The 22,463-nt window shown below is 41.7% G+C and carries 17 protein-coding genes and 2 tRNA genes; 9 read left to right on the forward strand and 10 right to left on the reverse strand.

The genetic code is table 11. From position 1 onward, the window contains the following. Window positions 1-45: 45 nt before the first annotated feature. The 7 genes from M1D52_RS24045 to tsf all read left to right on the forward strand — a co-directional run bounded on the left by M1D52_RS24045 (window position 46) and on the right by tsf (window position 4,536). Window positions 46-119: transfer RNA gene (locus M1D52_RS24045), tRNA-Asp, on the forward strand. Window positions 120-170: 51 nt separating this feature from the next. Next, window positions 171-244: transfer RNA gene (locus tag M1D52_RS24050), tRNA-Asp, on the forward strand. Between the two features lie 119 nt (window positions 245-363). Then, on the forward strand, window positions 364-1,764 hold the full coding sequence (locus tag M1D52_RS24055; RefSeq protein ID WP_437394177.1) for an MATE family efflux transporter: 1,401 nt from the start codon (window positions 364-366) through the stop codon (window positions 1,762-1,764). A gap of 131 nt (window positions 1,765-1,895) precedes the next feature. Next, entirely contained in the window at window positions 1,896-2,339 is a 444-nt protein-coding gene (gene rplM, locus M1D52_RS24060; protein ID WP_013664737.1) for a 50S ribosomal protein L13, read from the forward strand. 11 nt (window positions 2,340-2,350) lie between these two features. Further along, complete coding sequence (gene rpsI / locus M1D52_RS24065; protein ID WP_013664736.1) at window positions 2,351-2,737, forward strand: 30S ribosomal protein S9; 387 nt, start codon at window positions 2,351-2,353, stop codon at window positions 2,735-2,737. A gap of 18 nt (window positions 2,738-2,755) precedes the next feature. Beyond that, window positions 2,756-3,580: a 30S ribosomal protein S2 gene (rpsB, locus tag M1D52_RS24070; RefSeq protein WP_013664735.1), complete on the forward strand. Its 825-nt coding sequence runs from the start codon at window positions 2,756-2,758 to the stop codon at window positions 3,578-3,580. A 116-nt stretch (window positions 3,581-3,696) separates the two neighbouring features. Then, the gene (gene tsf, locus M1D52_RS24075; RefSeq protein ID WP_013664734.1) at window positions 3,697-4,536 is read left to right on the forward strand and encodes a translation elongation factor Ts; all 840 of its coding nucleotides are present in this window, start codon (window positions 3,697-3,699) and stop codon (window positions 4,534-4,536) included. Window positions 4,537-4,710: 174 nt separating this feature from the next. Here the strand turns inward: tsf and M1D52_RS24080 are convergent, their stop codons facing one another. The 7 genes from M1D52_RS24080 to M1D52_RS24110 form a co-directional block, all read right to left on the reverse strand. Further along, window positions 4,711-6,249: a YifB family Mg chelatase-like AAA ATPase gene (locus M1D52_RS24080; RefSeq protein WP_013664733.1), complete on the reverse strand. Its 1,539-nt coding sequence runs from the start codon at window positions 6,247-6,249 to the stop codon at window positions 4,711-4,713. A gap of 98 nt (window positions 6,250-6,347) precedes the next feature. Beyond that, window positions 6,348-7,688, reverse strand: a complete 1,341-nt coding sequence (gene ffh, locus M1D52_RS24085) for a signal recognition particle protein (protein WP_013664732.1) — start codon at window positions 7,686-7,688, stop codon at window positions 6,348-6,350. Between the two features lie 134 nt (window positions 7,689-7,822). Continuing rightward, the gene (locus M1D52_RS24090; protein ID WP_437394176.1) at window positions 7,823-8,674 is read right to left on the reverse strand and encodes a DUF2911 domain-containing protein; all 852 of its coding nucleotides are present in this window, start codon (window positions 8,672-8,674) and stop codon (window positions 7,823-7,825) included. Between the two features lie 152 nt (window positions 8,675-8,826). Beyond that, window positions 8,827-10,569: a DUF4091 domain-containing protein gene (locus tag M1D52_RS24095; RefSeq protein ID WP_437394175.1), complete on the reverse strand. Its 1,743-nt coding sequence runs from the start codon at window positions 10,567-10,569 to the stop codon at window positions 8,827-8,829. Window positions 10,570-10,632: 63 nt separating this feature from the next. After that, window positions 10,633-11,904, reverse strand: coding sequence for a sugar MFS transporter (locus M1D52_RS24100; protein WP_013664729.1), 1,272 nt, complete (start codon window positions 11,902-11,904; stop codon window positions 10,633-10,635). Between the two features lie 322 nt (window positions 11,905-12,226). Beyond that, window positions 12,227-12,745 carry a DinB family protein gene (locus tag M1D52_RS24105; RefSeq protein ID WP_437394174.1) on the reverse strand — a complete coding sequence of 173 codons (519 nt, stop codon included), beginning with the start codon at window positions 12,743-12,745 and terminating at the stop codon, window positions 12,227-12,229. Then, window positions 12,726-13,955: a sensor histidine kinase gene (locus M1D52_RS24110; RefSeq protein WP_013664727.1), complete on the reverse strand. Its 1,230-nt coding sequence runs from the start codon at window positions 13,953-13,955 to the stop codon at window positions 12,726-12,728. Before M1D52_RS24110 ends, M1D52_RS24105 begins: the two co-directional genes overlap by 20 nt. Before the next feature lie 214 nt (window positions 13,956-14,169). Here M1D52_RS24110 and gltX point away from each other — a divergent pair, with 214 nt between their 5' ends. Then, the gene (gltX, locus tag M1D52_RS24115) at window positions 14,170-15,693 is read left to right on the forward strand and encodes a glutamate--tRNA ligase (protein WP_013664726.1); all 1,524 of its coding nucleotides are present in this window, start codon (window positions 14,170-14,172) and stop codon (window positions 15,691-15,693) included. Then, complete coding sequence (rsgA, locus tag M1D52_RS24120) at window positions 15,694-16,611, forward strand: ribosome small subunit-dependent GTPase A (protein WP_377613190.1); 918 nt, start codon at window positions 15,694-15,696, stop codon at window positions 16,609-16,611. A 17-nt stretch (window positions 16,612-16,628) separates the two neighbouring features. On the opposite strand, the gene M1D52_RS24125 is transcribed toward rsgA, so the two are convergent. From M1D52_RS24125 to M1D52_RS24135, 3 genes are read right to left on the reverse strand one after another with little or no spacing between them, the layout of a single operon-like run. Beyond that, window positions 16,629-19,058 (reverse strand): hypothetical protein, encoded by a 2,430-nt coding sequence (locus M1D52_RS24125; protein ID WP_437394173.1) that lies wholly within the window; start codon window positions 19,056-19,058, stop codon window positions 16,629-16,631. Beyond that, entirely contained in the window at window positions 19,024-20,043 is a 1,020-nt protein-coding gene (locus tag M1D52_RS24130) for a hypothetical protein (protein WP_437361159.1), read from the reverse strand. The genes M1D52_RS24125 and M1D52_RS24130 overlap by 35 nt, the downstream gene beginning before the upstream one ends. 15 nt (window positions 20,044-20,058) lie before the next feature. Next, entirely contained in the window at window positions 20,059-22,431 is a 2,373-nt protein-coding gene (locus M1D52_RS24135) for a S9 family peptidase (RefSeq protein ID WP_437394172.1), read from the reverse strand. Window positions 22,432-22,463: the final 32 nt, after the last annotated feature.

A 22,463-nucleotide genomic window follows, 5' to 3' on the forward strand; every position in this document is an offset into this window, starting at 1 on the left:
TTAAAAAAACGCGCTATATTTGCAGTCCTCAAAAGAGGGGAAGTAGGTCCGGTAGTTCAGCTGGTTAGAATACATGCCTGTCACGCATGGGGTCGCGGGTTCGAGTCCCGTCCGGACCGCTGAGAAGAAAGCAATAGGCTTTCGAAGTTCTTTATAAAATTTAATGTTTAGGTCCGGTAGTTCAGCTGGTTAGAATACATGCCTGTCACGCATGGGGTCGCGGGTTCGAGTCCCGTCCGGACCGCTTTCAATCTCTGCTTATTTTATGCAGGGATTTTTTTTTCTCCTATTTTTCTCCCGAGTATAAAGATAATGGATAGGAGAAACGTCATCTTACAATAAAACTGAGGTCATATAATACGCTTGTTGTTACAACAAGCTTTTTCTTCTTCTATCAATATGCACGGATTAGGATTGCTTCGTAATGAGGCGGGCAAGACTTTGAAACTTGCAGGCCCTATAATCTTAGGTGAATTGGCACAAATGGCATTAAGCCTTATCGATACTGCCATGGTCGGCTCTGTTAGCTATAAGCAACTTGCAGCTGCGGCATTGGTAATGAGTGTCGTGAACATCCCTTTTGTCTTAGGGATAGGCATGACGATGTCCGTTTCTCAAATGGTAGCCATGGCCCACGGGCGAAATGACGCCCAAAAGGTCTCTCATTATTTATACAATGGGTTTATCCTTTGCTCATTTACGGCCATCATCATTTCACTCGGATTAGAATGCAGCAAAGATATCTTGTTCCACTTAAAGCAGGATCCGGAAGTAGCCGAAATGGCCGTCCCCTTTTTAAGAATTATCGGAATATCCATTATTCCCATGATGCTGTTCATGACCTTAAAACAGTTCACCGACGGCTTGGAATATACACGAACAGCCATGACGCTATCCCTTATTGCTTTGCCTCTCAATGCATTTCTTAACTGGCTACTGATTTTTGGAAATTGGGGGCTGCCAAGGCTAGAATTGGTAGGAGCGGCATGGGGAACCTTAATTACCAGAACGCTTATATTTTTAGCACTAACCTTTACAATCCTTAAACATAAAACTTTTAAACGTTACATGGCCGCTGGTCGTACACACTGGAAATTCAGTTGGCATACGATCAAAGAATTGCTGAGGATCGGTATACCCAGCAGTTTACAGGCCGGTATGGAGGTTGGGGTTTTTGCTGTTTCCGCTATATTGGTTGGTACCATTGGCGCTGTCGAACAGGCAGCGCATCAGATAGCCATGAACTGTGCCGCTTTTACCTTTATGGTATCCATGGGATTGGCTCAAGGAGGTTCGATCCGCGTAAGCAATGCTTACGGTCGAAACGATTGGAACCATATTCTGACTATTGGCAAGAGCAGTATCCTGACGGCGCTTTGTTACGGCGTTCTCTGTTTTGTAATTTTCATATCCTTTAACGACTTTTTACCAATGCTTTTTAATGATAATGTAGAAGTGGTAAAATTAGCTTCCTACTTACTGATCTTTGCAGCTATTTTCCAAATATCCGACGCCACGCAGGCGATCTCCGTTGGACTATTGAGGGGAGCGAAAGATGTGAAAATTCCGACCTTCCTGGTAGGTATTGCATATTGGGTAGTGGGTTTGCCCATAGGCTACTTCCTAGCCTTTAATTTAGATATGAAAGCTCCTGGTATCTGGACAGGCTTAATTATTGGCCTCAGCTTAGTGTCCATTTTTTTATCAATACGATTTTTACGATTGAAAAAACATATTGCAATCACGGACGGTATGTCGTTGTAAAAAGAGAAAACTTACTCAGTATCAATATATTTTTTAATAATATTTTTAAAATACGAATTTTTCTGTCTACCTTTGCAGTCCTTTAAAATAAGGAAAAAAGTATATTGTTTAATTAATTCAAAATCAAGCAAGTGAATACGTTAAGTTACAAAACTGTCTCAGCCAACAAAAACACCGTTAACAAAGAATGGATCGTTGTTGACGCTGAAGGTGAGATTTTGGGGCGCTTGTCATCTCAGATTGCCAAGGTAATCAGAGGTAAGCACAAGCCTACGTACACCCCACACGTAGACTGCGGAGATAACGTCATTGTTATTAATGCAGACAAGATTAAGTTGACAGGAAACAAATTAGGCGAAAAGCAATATGTTTCTTACACTGGTTACCCAGGTGGTCAGCGTTTCATTTCTCCCAAAGAATTATTGGCAAAGCACCCTACCCGTGTGATTGAGAAGGCGGTACGTGGCATGCTTCCTAAAAATCGTTTAGGTCGCGCTTTGTACAGAAATTTATTTGTGTATGCAGGTCCTGAGCACCCTCACGCGGCACAAAATCCTAAAACAGTTAAATTCTAAAGAGAGAAGAAATGTCAACAACAAACACTTCAGGAAGAAGAAAAACCGCTGTTGCCCGTATTTATTTATCTGCTGGTAGCGGCAACATTACCGTAAATGGTAAAGATTACAAAGAGTATTTCCCTACATTGCCATTGCAATATATTGTTACTCAAAGTACAGAAGTTGCCGGAGTTGCCGGTAATTTTGATGTAAAAGTTAACGTAGCTGGAGGAGGCGTAAAAGGACAGGCAGAGGCCGTGCGTTTAGCAATTGCTAAAGCATTGGTAGAGCTTAACCCAGAGGTGAAATCTGCATTACGTGCCAAAGGATTGATGACTCGCGATGACCGGATGGTTGAGCGTAAGAAACCGGGACGTCGTAAAGCACGTAGAAGATTTCAATTTAGTAAACGTTAATTTAAGGAGGATCAAACAATGGCAAGAACAACATATCAGGAATTACTGGATGCAGGTGTACACTTTGGTCACCTTACCCGTAAATGGGATCCGAAAATGGCTAAGTACATTTTCATGGAGCGCAATGGCATCCACATTATCGATTTGAACAAAACTTTAGCAAAGCTTGAAGAAGCCGCTTCAGCTATTAAGCAAATCGTAAAATCAGGACGTAAAGTATTATTTGTAGCTACAAAAAAGCAAGCTAAAGATATCGTTGCTGAACAAGCAAAAGCAGTAAACATGCCTTATGTTACTGAGCGTTGGTTGGGTGGTATGCTTACTAACTTTGCTACTGTTCGTAAGTCTATCAAAAAGATGTCTAACATCGATAAGATGACTAAAGATGGTACTTACGACGTATTATCAAAGAAGGAGAAGTTAATGATTCAACGTGAGCGTATTAAATTGGAAAACCTATTAGGTGGTATTGCCGATTTAAACCGCTTGCCTGCTGCGCTTTTCATTATTGATGTAAAGAAAGAGCACATTGCAGTTAGCGAAGCGCTAAAATTAAACATTCCTACCTTCGCAATGGTAGATACAAACTCCGATCCTACCAACATCGATTTCCCCATCCCGGCGAATGACGATGCTACGAAATCAATTACGTTGATTACAAACGTAATCAAGCAAGCGATTATAGAAGGATTGGAAGAACGTAAACGTGATAAAGAAGAGGAAGCAGAGAAAGAAGCTGCAGCAGCAAAGGCGAAAGTTGATAGTGGGGAAGAGCCGGCAGCTGAAGTTGCTCCTAAACGTGAACGTAAAGCAGAAGCTACGGAAGCAAAAGACGGAGAATAATTAAATCCAAGTATGGGTTAGGGGTCACCTCCGGTAAGCTTGCTGAAGTTATGCTTACCGTGCGGAACTCGTAACCCATAACTTATTTATAAAGCATATTAAAAAAGGAAAATAAAATGTCTACAGTACAAATTTCTGCATCAGACGTAAATAAATTGCGCCAACAAACAGGTGCTGGTATGATGGATTGCAAAAAGGCCTTAGTGGAAGCCAACGGCGATTTTGAGGCCGCAGTTGATTACTTACGTAAAAAGGGAGCTAAAGTGGCTGCTAGCCGCCAGGATCGCGACTCTAACGAAGGTGTTGTTATTGCAAAAACAACTGCTGATGGCAAACGTGGCGTAGTTGTTGAAGTAAACTGCGAAACAGACTTTGTTGCAAAAAATGCTGATTTCATTGCTTTTGCTGAAAGCGTTGCCGATGCCGCTATCGAAGCTGCTCCGGCTACTTTGGAGGATTTGAAAGCATTAAGTATCAATGGGGCAAAAATTGCCGATTTATTGATAGACCAAACAGGTAAAATCGGAGAAAAAATTGAGGTTTCTAAATATGAGGTGGTGACTGCAGATAAAGTCGTTCCTTATATTCATGGTAACTATCGTTTAGGTGTATTAGTAGGCTTAAGCGCAGACGTGGCAGGTGCAGAAGATGCAGGTAAAGATGTGGCTATGCAAATTGCTGCGATGAATCCCGTTGCTATTGATAAAGATGGCGTTGATGCTCGTACAATTGAACGTGAATTAGAAATTGCAAAAGAGCAAATCCGTGCTGAGGGAAAACCTGAAAATATGGTGGAAAAAATTGCTCAAGGTAAATTGAACAAATTCTACAAAGATTCAACTTTATTGAATCAAGAGTTTGTTAAAGATAACTCAAAAAGTGTTGCTCAATTCCTTGATAGTGTTTCCAAGGGATTAACAGTCACTGCATTTAAACGCGTGCAATTAGGCGCTTAATTATTTTAGTTGTTGGTTGCTGGTTATTAGTTGTTAGTAACCCAATCGGCAATAATCATTCTTCAGAAAAGCCTTTCTTTAAATTCAGGAAGGCTTTTTCTGTTTCAATGGACCTAGTCACTTATTTAAGAAGTTAGTTACGGATAACCAGCAACTAATAACAAATAACGATTACTACCCTGCCCAAGCTTCTCTGTCTAAGCTTCTATAATGGATTGCTTCAGCTAAATGATGCACTTCGATTTCCGGATTTCCATCAAGATCGGCAATGGTTCTGGCGACCTTCAAAATACGATCGTAAGCTCGAGCTGAAAGCCCCAATTTTTCCATCGCATTTTTTAACAGTGTTTGCCCGGCGGCGTTGACTTTACAGAGCTCACGTACTTTCTTTGTATTCATTTGGGCATTATTATGCATTTTGTCTTCCCTCTTGAATCGCTGCTCTTGCATCTCCCTTGCTCGTATTACGCGACTCCTTATTGTTTTACTCGATTCTGCACGTTGCTTCGCTGTTAATTCCTGAAAGTTTACGGGTGTAACTTCTACATGTAGATCGATCCGATCAAGTAGAGGACCCGACACTTTACTTAAGTAGCGTTGAACATGCATAGGTGAGCATACGCAGTCTTTATCCGGATGGTTATAATACCCGCAAGGACAGGGATTCATGGAAGCGATTAGCATAAAACTAGCGGGATAATCTACGGTAAACTTAGCGCGGGAAATAGTGATTTGTCTTTCTTCAAGAGGTTGCCTTAACACCTCTAAAACAGAACGCTTAAACTCGGGGAGCTCGTCCAGAAACAACACACCGTTATGTGCTAATGAAATTTCGCCCGGTTGGGGGTTCCCTCCACCACCAACCAATGCCACATCGCTAACCGTATGATGTGGGGCACGAAAGGGCCTTATCGTCATGAGCGAGCTAGAAGCGGCTATCTTCCCGGCCACTGAATGTATTTTAGTCGTTTCCAACGACTCTGATAAACTTAACGGCGGCAGGATAGACGGTAATCTTTTGGCTAGCATCGTTTTACCGGCACCGGGCGGGCCAATCAGGATAACATTATGCCCGCCTGCTGCCGCAATTTCCAATGCGCGTTTGATATTCTCTTGCCCTTGTACATCAGCAAAATCGGTGTCGTAATTATTGGCATTATTTAAAAACTCGGCTTTCGTATCAACGAATATTCGCTCAAAGGTCTTCTCTTCATTTGCAAAAGCAATCACTTCACTGATATTTTCCAGGCCATATACCTCCAGATCTCCGACTACAGCTGCTTCTCGAGCATTGATCGCCGGTAACACGATACCTTTGAATCCCTCCTTTTGCGCTTGGATAGCAATCGATAAGGCTCCCTTAATGGCTTGTAGGCTACCGTCCAGTGATAATTCGCCCAGTAAAAGATATTTATCAAGCTTATGTGCATTAATTTGGCCAGAAGCTGCCAAGATACCTATAGCCATCGCTAAGTCATAGGCTGATCCCTCCTTCTTAATATCAGCGGGTGCCATATTGATAACGATTTTCTGCCTCGGCATTCGGAGACCGGCGCTGTGTAGAGCGCTCTCTACTCGAAATGTACTTTCTTTTATAGCACTATCGGGCAGTCCGACGATGAAGTATTGTGTCCCCGAGGATATATTGACCTCAATAGTAATTGTTGTGGCCTTAATTCCATAAACTGCGCTGCTAAAAGTTTTTACTAACATATTTTTAGGTTTAGTACAGTTAAGAAGCCCCAAGATAATAAAAAAGGCGGTATCACGAAAGAGATACCGCCCATTTAAGCCATTTTATACTGCCTGACCTATTTTCCAAAAGGCGTACGGGGCATTCCTCGCATCATTTTAGCAGCTAAGGAAGGATTTGAGAATTGCTTCATCATTTTCCGCATATCACTGAATTGCTTCATTAATTTATTAACGTCATTGATATCGGTACCCGAACCCTTTGCGATTCGCATACGTCTTTTCTGGTCGATTGCGTCCGGATTTTCCCGTTCATATGGCGTCATCGATCCAATAATAGCCTCGATCGGCTTAAAGGCGTCATCGTCAATATCAATATCTTTAATAGCCTTCCCAACACCCGGTATCATTCCCATCAAATCCTTCATATTTCCCATCTTTTTGATTTGCTGGATCTGACTAATAAAGTCGTTAAAATCAAACTTATTCTTACGGATTTTTTTCTGTAACGCGGCCGCTTCTTTTTCGTCAAACTGTTGCTGTGCACGTTCAACCAACGATACTACGTCGCCCATCCCAAGGATACGGGACGCCATACGGTCAGGATGGAACACGTCCAAAGCATCCATCTTTTCACCGGTACCGATAAACTTAATCGGCTTGTTTACAACCGATTTGATCGAAAGCGCCGCACCACCCCTTGTGTCACCATCTAATTTAGTCAACACAACACCGGTAAAATCCAAGCGGTCATTAAAAACTTTTGCTGTATTAACGGCATCTTGACCGGTCATGGAGTCGACAACAAACAAAATCTCATGCGGATTCGTGGCTTCTTTAACAGCTGAAATTTCGTTCATGAGTGCCTCGTCAATGGCTAAGCGACCCGCGGTATCAACAATAACTACGTTCTGCCCATTACGTTTAGCCGCAGCAACTCCCTCTTCGGCGATGGCGATAGGATCTTTAGACTCCCGATTCGTGTATACAGGTACATCCACTTGTTGGGCTAATACCTCAAGCTGATCGATTGCCGCAGGACGGTAAACATCACCCGCAACCAACAAAGGTTTTTTACCTCTTTTCTCCTTTAGGTATTTCGCCAACTTCCCGGTAAAAGTTGTTTTACCCGCACCATTTAACCCCGCAATTAATATAACCGTTGGATTTTTACCAAGCTCCAGATCTGTCGCAGTGCCACCCATAAGTTGGGTAAGCTCATCATTCATGATCTTGGTTAACAACTGGCCCGGAGAAATGCTCGTGAGGACATTTTCACCTAAAGCCTTTTGCTTCACTTCATCGGTAAAAGCTTTAGCTGTTTTATAGTTAACGTCGGCATCCAGCAAGGCTTTTCTTATTTCCTTTACGGTCTCCGCTACGTTAATCTCGGTAATATTTCCCTGCCCCTTTAGAACTTTAAAGGCTCTGTCTAACTTATCCTGTAAACTATCAAACATAGATTAAGTAAAAATTCAAAAGTAAAAAATAAATTCTATCTCAGATCAACTAATCCACCTTTGTAAGGCGGATAAAAAGACTTCTAAGTGCCTGTCACTTACTTAACATAGTAACGGGCCACAAAGATACAGAATTATTTTGCCTTCTCTATAATTTGACTATTAAGACGGATGTACTCGTCGCTTTTTGCCTTCTCGGCAGCCTGCTTACCCAATTCTGCAGTCGCCTTAGCACCGGCTTTATCTCCTTTTTTCAGTTGTATTTGTGCCTTCCAATAGTACGGATAAGGCAAGGCCGGATTCGCTTTTACCGCTTCGTCCGCCCAAGTAAGCGCTTTATCCAAATCCTTATTGTTATTTAAATAGTATTGTGCAGCTGCTAAATAGGGTTTTTTATCGCCCTTCATCGCCTCATCAATGGAAGCCATAATTTCGGCATCTTGATTTACCTGTATAGGAAAGGTAACTTTTGTGTTCTCCCATGCGATAGCTAACGTCGCTTCGGTGGCTGTAACTTCCGGAAAACTAATAGTAAAAGTTTCAACTTTACTTTTTGTTTGCTCCGGCTTCACATTAAAACGCAACACATCGTCCGCCTGCTTATATTCATAAGCACCCCATTGTTTGCTATCCTTATTCAAGATGATAGTCCACTCGTTTTTATTAGGGATCGTAAACAAGCCATAGGTGCCGGCAGGTATCGTTTTTCCGTTAATTATTACATCCCCGCTAAATGTAAGCGTGGTAGCACCGTTTGCACCTGTACGCCAAACAGCACCATAAGGTTCTAAGCCACCAAAAATCTTACGCCCCTTTACATTTGGCCTTGCATAGCTGATGGTAATCTGACTGATACCTAAGTCTTGTGTAATGGTTTGTTTGCTACTTGCCGCAGGCATTTTTAATCCTTGAGAAAAAGCGTTGTCTATAGTCAGTGTAGACAAGGCCAGCATAAGCATGACAATATTCAAAAAATTTCGTTTCATAAAATGTGTAGGATAAAAAGTATGGTTACCAATAATGCTATTTTGTCCCGAAGATAAGTATTTCTGCCTACTTCCTGCCATGAAAATTTATCAGTAATGCATCATTTAGCATTGGTAAATAATGGCCAAAAAAGATCGAGCAATAAATTCATTTAAAAACTATTCAATATAGCTTTCGCCTCGTTGACGAAAGTAGAGGCCGGTGTTTCAGATAGCGCATCCGTTTCAAACGCTTTGATTTTCATTTCCAACTTTTGAAGCTCTTCGTTTCGCCCCTCCTTTTTCAACTGTGCCCGTATTATCTTCGCCTTTTCGTAATCTTGTATTCCTTCCACCAGTCTTTCAAACCGAATGGAACTCCTAACTCCCGGATAAACCAGCCAGGCATCGCCCGCCAACCATGTACCATAACGTGTATCTTGCAAAGGACGGGGCCCCCAGCAGTTAAAGGCCCAGCGCAAGTAGCCGTCAAAATCCTTGTTGAGCGCATACCATGCCAGCCAGGTGGATTCAGCATAAGAGGATGATGTAAACGTATTAGGGAAAGGTTCGGTACAACAAGTATAAAACGTGGTTGTAAAACCACTGCGCCGCCGTTTATTAATTAAATCGGGACTTAATTCATGTCGTAAAGCAACACAGTAGTCCAGCAACTGATCGTACAGCTCCGGATGGTCGGCTCCCGCAAGTGAGATATTAAAGTTTGGATCTGCTTCTTTGATGACTGCAATTGCTTCTAACATATCCTTCATCGCGCGCTCATCCATTGCAATGGTTGTCTTATCAAACCAGCCCTTGGACTTGAGATGCTTTGCAAAATCTACGAGCATGCCTTTCCAATGATTTTTATACGCTGTCTCTCCAGGCTTGGCTTCCAACACTTGCTTCTTTCCACTCGCTTCATCAAAGTAATAGAATTTCAGGTTCCAGGGAATCATACTATAACAATTTATAAATTTCTTGATTCCCAAACTCATCATAAACTCTACCCATTTATCAAAAATGCTATAGTCGTATTCCCATTGCCCATTTTTCTTTTTCGTCCATTTAATCATACTCTCATATATATCGTATGTTTGTCCGTTCCATGGATCATAGATAATACTTGCTGTAATAGATTTTTGCCCTGCCTGCGCCAACATTTCCATATACGGTCTCATCGCATCGAAATGTGCTTTCGTCCAGGGCTTCACGCCATAAACCCGGGCAACGGAATACGGATTTTGCCATAAATCTAAATGGTATGACCAATCTTTGGCTTCGGGAAGAATCCGATTCAATACGTTGATTTCAAAGGGTAATATTTTCGTTTCTTGCGCAGACTTGATGATCAGCTGTCCTCGATAACTGCCAGATTTGGCCTCTTGTGGAACTTGTATACTAAGCCATATAGGCCGCGTCGTATTTTCCACTAGCGGAAGGACCGTACTCGTATCTATTAAATCGGCTACAAGGGAGGTATCTAAACCCTTGGGAATACCGCATCCCGACTTAAGATCTCCCAAATGATCCGTTAGTACATAGCGAACATATCCTATCTTTATTTTATCAGGGGCAATGCGGCTTCCCTGATCATCTTTTAATTCAGAAACCGTTAGGGAGATTTGCTCTATGGGCGTTTTTGACCATACCAAAGCTTGTGCATGCACCTTTTCGCCTCGCCAAGCCCTTTCCTTCCATTGGTCTTTCAATTGGTTTTTTTTGGGTGGCGCTGTATGTTTAAAAGCATCGTCTATAGAAACAAAACTTGCGTTTAATCCGTTTTCAACCTGAAGCCAGTCACTAGCCGGAGCAGGATAGGGATCCTTAAGTTCCTGAATAATAGCTCGATTTACTTCTTGTGCTTGCGCATAAGCTATACTTAGTATAGCGATAAACAGGCAAATTTTCTTCATAATTTAGTTTAATGAAAAGCCTTCAATGAGGGTATCATTGAAGGCTTGGTATGTATGTATTCGTTATTTTTTACCCAGCTTATGGCCTGCAATCGCGTAATACCAAATTACCAGATAGCAAGGAACCATAATCCAATAGGCTTGTTGGGGATTCCAGGCATCGGCTAAGGCACCATAGCCAAGTGGAATTAAGGCCCCACCGCATATCCCCATCACCAATACGGAAGAAGCCGCCTTGGTAAAACGTCCTAAACCGGCCAAGGCCAACGGCCAAATTGCGGGCCAAACCAGGGAGTTGGCCAAGCCCAGTAAAGCCACACAAGCTACTGATACATATCCGCTGGTAAAAATAGCGCCGAGTGATAGGAATAATCCCAACAAAGAGCATAATTTCATTGCGGTTTCTTGCTTAAGATACTTCGGTATACATACGATACCTATAATGTATCCGATGACCATACTGATCATGGTTCCCAACGTAAAATATTTAGCTGTTTCCAAGGCGATTCCTTGAGATGAACCATAGCTAATGATCGTGTCGCCTGCCATTACTTCTACCCCTACATAAAGAAATAAAGTAAAAACACCCAAGATCAAATGAGGAAAATCAAATAAACTATTTTTACCTTCATTTGTAGTTGCAACCGTTTCGTCCTCCGCATCTGTATCTATTTCTGGAAGACCGGAACGATAAATTAAAAGGGCAAGCAGCGCAAGGACCGCTATTATAGCGATATAAGGAAAAATTACGCGTGAGGCCAACTCATTAAGTTCAGCTATCTTCTGCGCTTCCGGCATCGTTTCTATTCTAGCGGTCAGCTTATCTGCATCTTTGAGCATAACCGTACCTAAAATAACCGGAGCCAACCCCCCAGCTAACTTATTACATATCCCCATAATACTAATCCTTTTTGCCGCACTTTCAGCAGGGCCAAGGATAGTTATATAAGGATTTGACGCTGTTTGTAAGATGGCAAGACCACTCCCCTGAACAAATAAGCCCAATAAAAACAGGGCATACGTCCTTGTCATGGCAGCGGGAATAAAAATAAGTGCACCGATTGCTACGATTATCAATCCCACCGACATACCATTCTTAAACCCAAAAATTTTCAATGTTTTGGTGGATAAAGGAGCCATTACAAAATATGCTATATAAAAAGCAAAGGCTACCAGGTAGGATTGAAAATGATTGAGTTCGCAAGCAATTTTGAGATATGGAATAAGAACGGAGTTAAGCCAGGTAACAAATCCAAAGATGAAGAATAATGCTCCGATAATAACAATCGGGTTTACACCGCTTTTCGTGACATTAGCGCTGGGATGTTGGTTCATGTGAAAGTGAGTTTAAGTATCTTGTTCAATATATAAATTGAATATGAAAAAATTTAACATTGTATTTACAAGGCTAATAAAATAATTCCATATTTTAAACAAAAACATTCATGCAAACGGTTGCTTAAGTTGGAAGTTTCGATGAAATTAGTGGCAAAAAAAGAAACGCCTCAATTTCACATCGGGGCGTTTCCAAAAACCTAAACCTTATCACAAAACCATTACCTGGCCTTATTGATATGATAAAAACACTTTAGGTGTTAAATAGTTTTAAAATTAGCTTTAAAAGTTGTCGAATATATAGCAAAATCACCAACAGGCATTACACCATGGTATCCAAATACCTTTCTTTGATAATATTTTTATGGTGATTGAGATGTCCGGCAACGATATAGAGAAAAGCCCGAACGCTGATTAAACGATCAGAGGCCAAACCCCTTCGATTCAGTTCGGTTTCGTTAAAGGTATTGAACAAGGCCATGTTCGATTTCCGTAATAAAACAAACTCCTCCGCTAAGGAAGCCAAACTTCGTTCATTAAAGCGAGCATTTAAAACAAAGTCTTCTTGCTCAAAGCCGGGGAGCGCTTTGGTGTCGTTCCGAGCAAAACGAAGCGCTCGATAGGCCATAATCCGCTCCGTATCCAATACATGCCCAACCACTTCCTTTATGGTCCACTTCCCTTCGGCATAGGCATAGTCGGACCGCCCCGCAGGAATGGCCTCTAAAAATGCAGGAAAACTAGTAATTTGCTCATTTAGTACGTGCATGACGTCGCCAAAAACGGTATCAATGTAAGTAGCATAAAAGGCCGGGAATTCATCAGATTTTAGCTGGCTCATAGGTTAAACTGCTTTTTAATACGATTCTAAAGGTAGTTCCTTTTCCTACTTCCGAATCCTTAACAAAAATTTGTCCTTTATGGTAATTTTCAATTATTCGCTTAGTTAAGGAGAGACCAAGGCCCCATCCCCGCTTTCGAGTTGTATATCCCGGTTGAAAGACTGCATCGAATTTATTTCTTGGGATACCTTTTCCTGTGTCGCTAATATCAATAAATATCTGCTCTTTAGCAATATTTTCACTGATAATTATGTTAATTTCACCTGCCGATTCGATGGCATTGGCTGCATTCTTTAAGATATTTTCGATCACCCAGTCAAATAAAGGAACGCTCAATTGCGCCTCGACAGTTTTATCGCCTGATACGGAAAATTTGATTTTATCACTCGTGCGAACTTTAAAATAACGCACAAAATTACTGACTACCGGGTAGACAGCATGATTCTCAAGCACCGGTTTAGAGCCGATTTTAGAAAATCGGTCTGCTACAATTTCCAGACGTTTCACATCATTTTCCATCTCTATCAGCAAAGGATCTTCTTCCGCATCAAATTTCGCCTTCATCAACTCGAGCCATGCCATAAGTGACGAAATCGGTGTTCCCAGTTGGTGTGCGGTTTCTTTGGCCAACCCCACCCATACTTGATTCTGCTCCGATTTTCGCATGCTGTTAAATACCGTATAAGCGATACCGAGAAATATAGCAATGAGCGTTAATTGAACATAGGGAAATACACGCAATTGGGTGAGCAACAGGGAGTCTTTATAGTAAACATACCATTTTTCTCCACCAGACAATTCAATTTCTATCGGTGGGTGCCTTTCTTTCATAATGGCCAGTTGATAATCGAAATATTCAGGATCATACTTCGGGAGGTTTGTTCCTTGATTTTCTCCGGTCACGTTGTACAAGGTCTTTGTTGAGTCGAGACCGCGGTAGTAGATAATGCTGTCTTTTGAATCGGTAATGATCGCCGGTACCTTTAAGCTATCCCGAACGCTATAGATATAGGTTATGTACTCATCGTTCACATCCGGCATGGCGTACATATTTCGCGTACTAATTGCCCAAACAGATGCCTTCGTGCGTTCTGCTTCCGAAAGGTTTTGGACCAGAAAATTTGTATACCAAAGGGATGCCGTTGCAATAATTGCAGCGAATATGAGTAATAAAAATTTCCACCGTTGACTATGCTGATATGGATTCATTTAATTCGTTATTAGTTCTTTGTTATTGGTTGTCCGCCCTCGGTTTAAGTGATTTAATACAAGGTTAACCCTATAAACCTAAAATCAATAAACAACAACGACCAACTAATAACTAGAAAGGTGCAAAGTACAAATTTTATGCAAAATGATTAATAAAATGGATATGACACTGTGAAGATTGCATATCCAAAGCCTTTTATCTAAGTTTGCGCTTATGTCTATAGAGAATAAAGTTAGGGTACGGTTTGCACCGAGTCCGACGGGTGGCCTACATCTTGGCGGTGTACGCACTGTTTTGTTTAACTATCTTTTTGCTAAAAGCCAGGGCGGTGAGTTTGTATTAAGAATCGAGGATACCGATCAAACGCGATATGTACCCGGCGCTGAAGAATATATTCTGTCTTGCTTAGCTTGGTGCGGCTTGACACCCGATGAAAGTCCTGTACATGGCGGGCCCTATGCTCCCTATAGGCAAAGTGAACGGAAAGATCGATACCGCACCTTTGCAGAACAATTGGTAGCAAGCGGTCATGCTTATTATGCGTTCGATACACCGGAGGAGCTGGATGCCCAACGCCAACTTATTCCGAATTTTAAATATAGCCATGAGAATCGACTGCAGTTACGTAACTCACTCAGTTTGGATGCAAAGGAAGTAGAAGAACTTTTGGCCACCGGCACGCCGCATGTCATTCGTATAAAGATGCCTGTAGGAGAAACGATTGGCTTCCATGATATGATTAGAGGGGCGGTCAATTTTGATACTTCTTTAGTAGACGACAAAGTACTCTTGAAAGCAGATGGCATGCCTACTTATCACTTAGCTGTGGTAGTAGACGACTATCAAATGAAAATCACACATGCTTTCAGAGGCGAAGAATGGTTACCTTCAGCCCCGGTTCATTTATTACTATGGGAATATCTTGGCTGGAAGCAACAAATGCCGCAATGGGCTCATTTTCCATTGATTTTAAAACCGGATGGAAATGGAAAGCTTAGCAAGCGCGACGGAGATCGGTTGGGATTCCCGGTTTATGCCATGAATTGGACCGATCCAAAAACGGGCGATCTCACCAAAGGCTTTCGCGAGCTTGGTTTTCTTCCGGAAGCTTTTATTAATATGCTGGCGTTACTCGGTTGGAATGATGGCACCGATCAGGAGATTTTTACGCTTGACGAACTCATCGACAAGTTTTCAATTGAGCGAATCAGTAAAGCAGGAGCGAAGTTTGATTTCGAGAAAGCGAAATGGTTCAATCATGAATGGATCAAGCGTAGCGGAAATGAAAAGCTTCTTCCGATGGTTAAAGGTGTCTTGGAGACACACGGCATAAGGGATGTGGCAGATGATTATCTGATAGAGGTATTAGCATTAGTAAAAGATCGCCTCACTTTTATTGAGGATTTTTGGGAACAAGCTTCTTTCTTCTTTATACCACCTACCACCTACGATATAGAAGCTATACAAAAAAAATGGAGTGATGAAAAGACAAACTTTTTTAACACCATTATTCCTGCACTCACTACCTTTGAACCATGGGAAACAGAAGCGCTGGAACAATATTATAAAGATGCGATCCTATCCAGTGGGTTAAAATTGGGGGAGCTAATGCTCCCACTACGCATTATGCTGGTTGGCGGTAAATTCGGACCTCATGTATTCGATATAGCAAAATTGCTCGGCCGAGATGAGACGATCGAACGGATGAAAAAGGGATTCGCCGCTATTTTAGGATAAATGAAAGGGCTTGTTACAAAATCTACCGGCAGTTGGTATACCGTTTCAGCGGGAGGAACAAGCTATGAATGTCGCATAAAGGGCAAATTCCGCACAAAGGACATTAAAACGACCAACCCGATCGCTGTAGGTGATTGGGTTGAAATTGAACCTGAACCCGAGCAAGAAACTGCTGTTATTATCCAATTATACGACCGAAAGAATTATATGATTCGTAAATCGGTCAATTTATCGAAACAGGCGCAAATTATTGCAGCCAATTTAGACCAAGCTTACTTAGTAGTTACTTTAGCTTCACCGCCAACTTCGCTGGGTTTTATTGATCGATTTTTAGTGACAGCGGAAGCCTATGATATCCCAGCCGGTATATTGTTTAATAAGCTTGACCTTTTTAGCGAAGAAGGTTTGGAAATACTAGCCGACTATCGATCAATTTATGAACATCTCGGTTATCCTTGCTTTGAAATTTCGGCTTTAAAAGGCATTAATATAGATGCTATAGAGGCGTCTTTGACGCATAAAGTAACGCTGATTTCGGGACATAGCGGCGTTGGAAAGTCAACACTCATTAATCGACTCATACCGGAAGCTTCTCTCCGTACCGGAAAAATATCCGATTGGTCAGATAAGGGAAAACATACAACAACCTTTGCCGAAATGCTGCCTTTAATACAAGGCGGTTATATCATTGACACTCCCGGTATTCAGGAATTTGGCGTAATCGATATCGAGCAACAAGAGCTCAGTCATTTTTTTCCTGAAATGCGTGCACTGATGAACCGGTGTAGATTTAATAATTGCAGGCATATCAACGAACCCGGCTGCGCCGTATTAGGAGCACTGGAAGAAGGAGAAATCGAAACAAGCCGCTACGAGAGTTACCTAAGTATATACCATGGGAATGATAGCAGAGCCTAATAGCCGATAAAGAATAGCTATTTGGATCTAGCGCTTATAAAGTCGCTCAAATAGCTGCATTCACCCAGTGCTTGATTATAAAACGCAGTCCCTTTATAGTATTTTTCTAACTCAACAAAATATTTATTTTTCATGCTAAATAACCACAAGGAATCAGGTTCGCCATAATTATGGCTCGAATAGTAATCATTCACTGAACGATAACCATATTTCTTTTGCTCACATTTGGCCAGCATAAAGGTACATGTTGCTTTAAAATTTACATCCTTACTTAAGGATCGTGCCTTTTCATACCAAATGATCGCTTGTTTTGCATGCTTATAGTCGTCATCATAGTAATTCGTACCTGATACATAAGCATCTAAATGGCTCCAGCTATAGCTGATAAGATACCAAGAATTACCAAAGATTCCCGTTTGATAAACACCATTAGCCATCGCAAAGTAGTATTTAGCTGCATTTTTCGGATTTGATTTTATTTTCCGTTGCCACATGGCCATCTGCTCAGCAAATTCCTTCTTATTTAATCCCCTGTCTGCATAGGCCTTCGGGTAATCGTTAATCGTGGTTAAAAATGGGTCAGCGTGTAATGCAGCGTCCTCACTCGAGCCATACCAATCAGATGCCACCCAGAATTTATAGTTTGGACTTAGCTTGTCGAAAGCAGCGACTGCCTTATCGTATTCATGTGTTCGGAGATAACCGGTTCCCAAAAGCTCATAATAATCATCATTTGGAAGAGCAGGCAGTACTTTCACTAAATACTCCGTCAACCCATCTTTCGGGGTATTTTCTTTTAATGTCTTTATACGTAACAATGATGTAGGCGTTAGTTGTTGCCGCCAAAAATTAATCGTTTCACTAGAGCTGTATTTAAAAAGCGAATCACGCGTATGGCTCTGATTCCATTCTAAATCGCCTTTTACCATCAAAATAGCGGCCATAGCCGTATCCTGCAGTGCTAGATATTTTGGAGCTAATAAACTTTGATAAAAATGCCTCGTTGTTCGACTAAAGCGTAAATCTTTTTGCCCATAAAAGCTATCAACCTTATCCTTCCGCTCAACTATGCATTTCTCATCCAGCCATTTTAAAGCCGGTACCAGCGCATTTGGGTTAAAATTATCTCCCTTTTTTATATTACTGGCTTGTACCAATAATTCTGTAATGCGGTATTGATCCTGTAACTTGGGTGATAGATGTTCCGGATTTAATTGTTGTAAAAGATCAAAAGCTCTCTTATTTTCTCCTTGCATCCAACTGATGTACGCTGCCGCAATCGTCGCGAAGGCTGGTTCTCGGTATTTTTTGTTACTTGCTAAGTGAAGCGAGAAGCGAAATAAACTATCGGCATAACTTTTAGCTTTCAGCTGCGACGAATCGCTTCCGTAATAATAATTCCGATATCCGTAAACATCATTGCTGAGGGGTGACTCATTTAGGTACCCTTCCAGCTTATTCATTTCCCTTATTAATAACACCCCGTTTAAAACACTGGTGGGAGCCAGCTTATATACCGTATCAAGCGTATGGAGATTCAAACTCGGATTGTTAAAACCCTCTATGCTCCAAATTACTGCCTGTTCTTCTTTTGATTTTGCCAAGGCAAGAACCGATGGCGTGCTCACGTCAATGTAGTGATAATTCTTATAAGCCTGGATTCTTCTTTCCGGATTACTTTCAAAAACCTTCGAAAAAAGAAAAGCCGCTTGTTCTTTGTCGCCCAACCACCTTAGGGCTCCGGCTTTTAAGGCCAAGGCCCACCCCCGTACCGCGCTCCGATAAGACAGCGGTTCGATATAGTCTTCATAGACCGCCAAACATTTTTCATAGCGTGCTGAATAATGGTACATTCTTGCCGCTTGGTAAGCATATCGTAAACGTAAAAATTCGTCGCGCTTAACCTTCTTCAATCGCTTTATGGCCTTTTCAGCCAACGAATCCATCGATGTTGTATCTCGAGGTGCCGGATCCCACATATCATATGCATAGGCAGAAGCCTCCTCACAGTCTTTGGCAAATAAATAATAATCGAATGCGCTCTTATGCTTCGCAATAGCTTTTAAAAAAGTATTATCTTTCAACGTATCTGGCAGGGTTATGCTTTTTTTCGTCCTCCAAGCACTGATCAACGAGTCTGTCTTGTTATCTGCTCGATACATTACGGAAAATACATCCGTTGCCTTTACATCTCCGCCCAAATATTGAGCCCACTCATCACAATTTATCTGGCTCTCCTTTTGCGGCTCATCCTCACTGTACAAAAAACTTAAATCGGTAAAAGAAAATGCGGCATAGGCATCTCCCTGTATGTCATTGTGAAAATAGGAAACGTAATAATCATAAGGATCGGGTTCCGGACCGCAAGCAATATTGATTGCAATTTCGCCATAAAACAGAAGTATAAAAAAACTAAAAGCGATCGATAATTTCTTGTAGTTGTTCATCCGAAAAGCGATTTAATAGGTCGGCATCTAGGTGGTAAAAAAGCACCTTCAGATCCTTTCGAGGCAAATATCGAGATAAAAAATCAGAAGCAGCAAATAAATCCTGCACACTCACTTCTTCTTTTCTAATCACATCGTTTACCCGCAATCCGGCTTTTGGAAGATTTCGCTTTAAGTGGTACAAGGGTGTGCCCTCTTGCCGATAAAACAGGCTCGTATCAGCCAAAGACCAACTGTCGAGATGCTTAGAGATACCCACATATTGTTTATCTCTAAAAACCACCGACCAGCTGAACAAAGGTAAAGCAACGTCGATCGGCAAAGGGTAACTTCCCAGGAAATCTTTTAAATAGGTGGTCATCTCTTTCATGTCCAAAATGGAGTTTTGCATACCATATTTACGCAAGTTTCCCATATTATAGCACATTAGCAGTACTTTATCCACCGGTGGTATACCGCTCGCGTGTCTATTTTTTATTTGGTGTAAGCGTAGCGTTGCACTCAAGGTAACAGCCTTATCTGCCAGCAGGGCTTTCATTTTTCTTAACAGCAAAAAATAGGTTTCACGTGTCGTTTGCGTCCAATCACAGTCAATTTGCAGTTCTGTAAATTTATCTTTACCGCTTTGTTTTACTTTCGCCTCGGTAAATGCTAAAATTCGATTGGCGAGTATGGTTAACGTCTGTTCCGATTGTTGGCGTAAGACATTGTTCACGATGTAAACAACAGGCACAATATCGATGGAGTCAGGTAGGTTGTTTCTGAAAGTAATCGGCGAAACAGGAACAGCCTTTCCGGTTTCGTCCAAATCGACGTCCATTATCCGTACAAACAGCTGATTAACGCCTAACTTACGAAGGGCCGTGTGCTCTTGTTCCCGTTGTTGGTATTGTGTTTTCCAGAAGTAAAATGCAGGCTGTGCCCTTCTCTCATACCGGCAAGAAGTGAGCAGCAGCAGCAAACAAAGGATCCGATATTTCCACATAACGCATTGAAGGAGCTATTCGTTTATAAGTTTTTCCTCAAAAAGCTTTAAAATACGTTTGTATTCGTCGGTCCAGCTGCTAGGTTCTACAAAACCATGATCTTCCACGGGATATACAGCCAGTTCCCAATTATTCTTTCCAAGTTCAATCAAGCGCTGGCTAAGGCGTACAATATCCTGAAAATGAACATTAACATCCACCATACCATGACACATCAATAAATGTCCCCTCAAGCCCTCGGCGAAATTAATAGGAGAAGATTGTTGGTAGGCTTTGGGGTCATTAATCGGTTCATTTAAAATATTGGAAGTATAGCCGTGGTTATAATGCGCCCAATCGGTTACCGAACGTAAGGCTCCACCTGCTGTAAACACCTCCGGTTGCGTAAAGAGCGCCATCAAGGTAATAAAACCGCCGTAGGAGCCGCCGTATATACCGATGTTTTTAGGATTAACTTGATATTTTTCCACTAGCAGCTTAGCCCCATCTACTTGGTCGGATAAATCTTTTCCTCCCATGTGTCGGTATATTCCGGTGCGATGGTTTCGTCCATAACCGGCACTTGCTGTGTAGTCGATGTCAAGGACGGTATAGCCAAGATCTGTTAACAGATTATGAAACATATATTCTCTAAAATAAGAACTCCACCAGTAGTGAACATTCTGCAAGTAGCCGGCACCATGAACAAAAATGACTGCCGGACTATTTTTCTTAGGCGTTTCCGGTCGGTACAAGCGAGCGTAAACACTATCTTGATGACGGTTGGTGAAACTAATGACTTCAGGCGAGCGCCAAGGGTAGGCTTTAAACTCGGCGCTTCGCGATTCGGTGATCTGCTTCGCTTTTGCACCCGGCCTGTTTTCTTGCAGATAAAGCTCCCAGGGCCTGTTACTACTTGAATAGCGTATCGCTAGCCATTTTTCGTCAGGCGAAAGGCTCACTTCGTTACCTCCCTTCATAGAGGTTATTTGCTGCAACGTTCCTCCACTAACCGGCATGCTGTAAAAATGTGTTATTCCGGGATGCTCTTTATTAGCTGTCAAATAAAACGTTTTTTTATCCTTTGAAAGAACGAGGTCTTGCACTTCAAATCGCCCTTTTGTTAATTGCTTTTTCACACGGGAGTCTACTGACATGCTGTAAAGATGCGAATATCCCGTTTGCTCGCTTTGAAAATAAATCTGATGGTCGTCAATCCATCCGACATTTTCTCCTCCCCAGCTTCCACCAATGCCAGGGCCTGCAATCCATGCATCATCATGCTGTCTATCGATCATTTGTAAGGCTCCCGTGGACAGATCTAAAAGCGTTAACCAACGATCTTTATGATCCTGTGCATAAACCGTGATAAGAGCCTTGTTTCCGACAGGATTCCAATAAATGCCGGCTATATTAACCGCCCGATCTTTATCTAACTTAATTAGTGAATCTTTCTTCTCGGGATAATCGTTATAGAATGCAGGTATATCTTTTATCCCTTCTAAATTAGCGGTTGTAATACGCACAACCGTATCCTCCTTCACCTTATAAAGGTAGGCAGCTGTAGCACCCTGTTCTTCTCCAACCTTGTTTCTAGTCTGTATGTCTTCCGTATAACCGGATTCAGTTACATAGTTTGGTACGATCGTACTCCGATTATCTTTCGCAGGACTATATTTTATATAGGCAATATATTGCAAATTAGGGCTAGCAGCAATTGTTCTAACAATTTCATTTTCTGCTATAGGCAGCTCTCTCAGCAGTTTTATCCTTTGCAGTTCTTCTAACGAATCAGCTCGGTGTTTTTTCTGTTTACGATCGTTGAGCACGTCGAATAAAGTCAATTGATTTTCTTTAAGCCATTGATTTTGATCGGAGAGTTTAGGGGCGTCACCCTTCTTTTTGCTTCCCTTAACAAAATTGGTAAGCTGTTTTAATTCGCCATTTATCAAGGAGAGGCTGTATAAATTATTTTCACGTTTAAAGAAAACAACGTCTTCACGCACATTAAATTGAGGCTTAGACTCTTCCTCGATCGTCGCCGTCAATTGTTTTTCGCTGCGTGTTTTTAAATCGTATATAAAAATATCACCACCCTTTACATATACCGCTCGATTTCCACTTCGATTGTATTGCGTTTGTTGTGTAAAACTTCGCGTCACATCCTCCTCTTGTCTTTTAGGCTCTTGATCACGCACCGTTATACTGTATAAGGGTGAATAATCCAGATTTTCCGGATTCCATCTAAAATAGATGTGCCCATCAAATTCTCCCCACCTAATATTTTCGGGCGACACGCCCATCCACTTAGGGTCGCGCATTATTTTTTCAACTGTTAAGTTAGTCTTTTGTTGTGCCCATACGGGATTGAAATAGGTTAAGATGATAAAAAGTAATATTCTCTTCATACGATGTAAACTTTGGTCTAAAAATACAAGCA

This window comes from Olivibacter sp. SA151, assembly GCF_054130995.1.

Excerpts from the sequence above, each read along its gene's own strand:
- M1D52_RS24110 (WP_013664727.1), bottom strand. The coding sequence starts at position 13,955 with ATGAATCCATATCAGCATAGTCAACGGTGGAAATTTTTATTACTCATA.
- M1D52_RS24130 (WP_437361159.1), bottom strand. The coding sequence starts at position 20,043 with ATGTGGAAATATCGGATCCTTTGTTTGCTGCTGCTGCTCACTTCTTGC.
- ffh (WP_013664732.1), bottom strand. The coding sequence starts at position 7,688 with ATGTTTGATAGTTTACAGGATAAGTTAGACAGAGCCTTTAAAGTTCTA.
- M1D52_RS24095 (WP_437394175.1), bottom strand. The coding sequence starts at position 10,569 with ATGAAGAAAATTTGCCTGTTTATCGCTATACTAAGTATAGCTTATGCG.
- M1D52_RS24135 (WP_437394172.1), bottom strand. The coding sequence starts at position 22,431 with ATGAAGAGAATATTACTTTTTATCATCTTAACCTATTTCAATCCCGTA.
- M1D52_RS24125 (WP_437394173.1), bottom strand. The coding sequence starts at position 19,058 with ATGAACAACTACAAGAAATTATCGATCGCTTTTAGTTTTTTTATACTT.
- rpsB (WP_013664735.1), top strand. The coding sequence starts at position 2,756 with ATGGCAAGAACAACATATCAGGAATTACTGGATGCAGGTGTACACTTT.
- M1D52_RS24105 (WP_437394174.1), bottom strand. The coding sequence starts at position 12,745 with ATGAGCCAGCTAAAATCTGATGAATTCCCGGCCTTTTATGCTACTTAC.
- M1D52_RS24100 (WP_013664729.1), bottom strand. The coding sequence starts at position 11,904 with ATGAACCAACATCCCAGCGCTAATGTCACGAAAAGCGGTGTAAACCCG.
- M1D52_RS24090 (WP_437394176.1), bottom strand. The coding sequence starts at position 8,674 with ATGAAACGAAATTTTTTGAATATTGTCATGCTTATGCTGGCCTTGTCT.
- gltX (WP_013664726.1), top strand. The coding sequence starts at position 14,170 with ATGTCTATAGAGAATAAAGTTAGGGTACGGTTTGCACCGAGTCCGACG.
- rpsI (WP_013664736.1), top strand. The coding sequence starts at position 2,351 with ATGTCAACAACAAACACTTCAGGAAGAAGAAAAACCGCTGTTGCCCGT.
- rsgA (WP_377613190.1), top strand. The coding sequence starts at position 15,694 with ATGAAAGGGCTTGTTACAAAATCTACCGGCAGTTGGTATACCGTTTCA.
- tsf (WP_013664734.1), top strand. The coding sequence starts at position 3,697 with ATGTCTACAGTACAAATTTCTGCATCAGACGTAAATAAATTGCGCCAA.
- M1D52_RS24080 (WP_013664733.1), bottom strand. The coding sequence starts at position 6,249 with ATGTTAGTAAAAACTTTTAGCAGCGCAGTTTATGGAATTAAGGCCACA.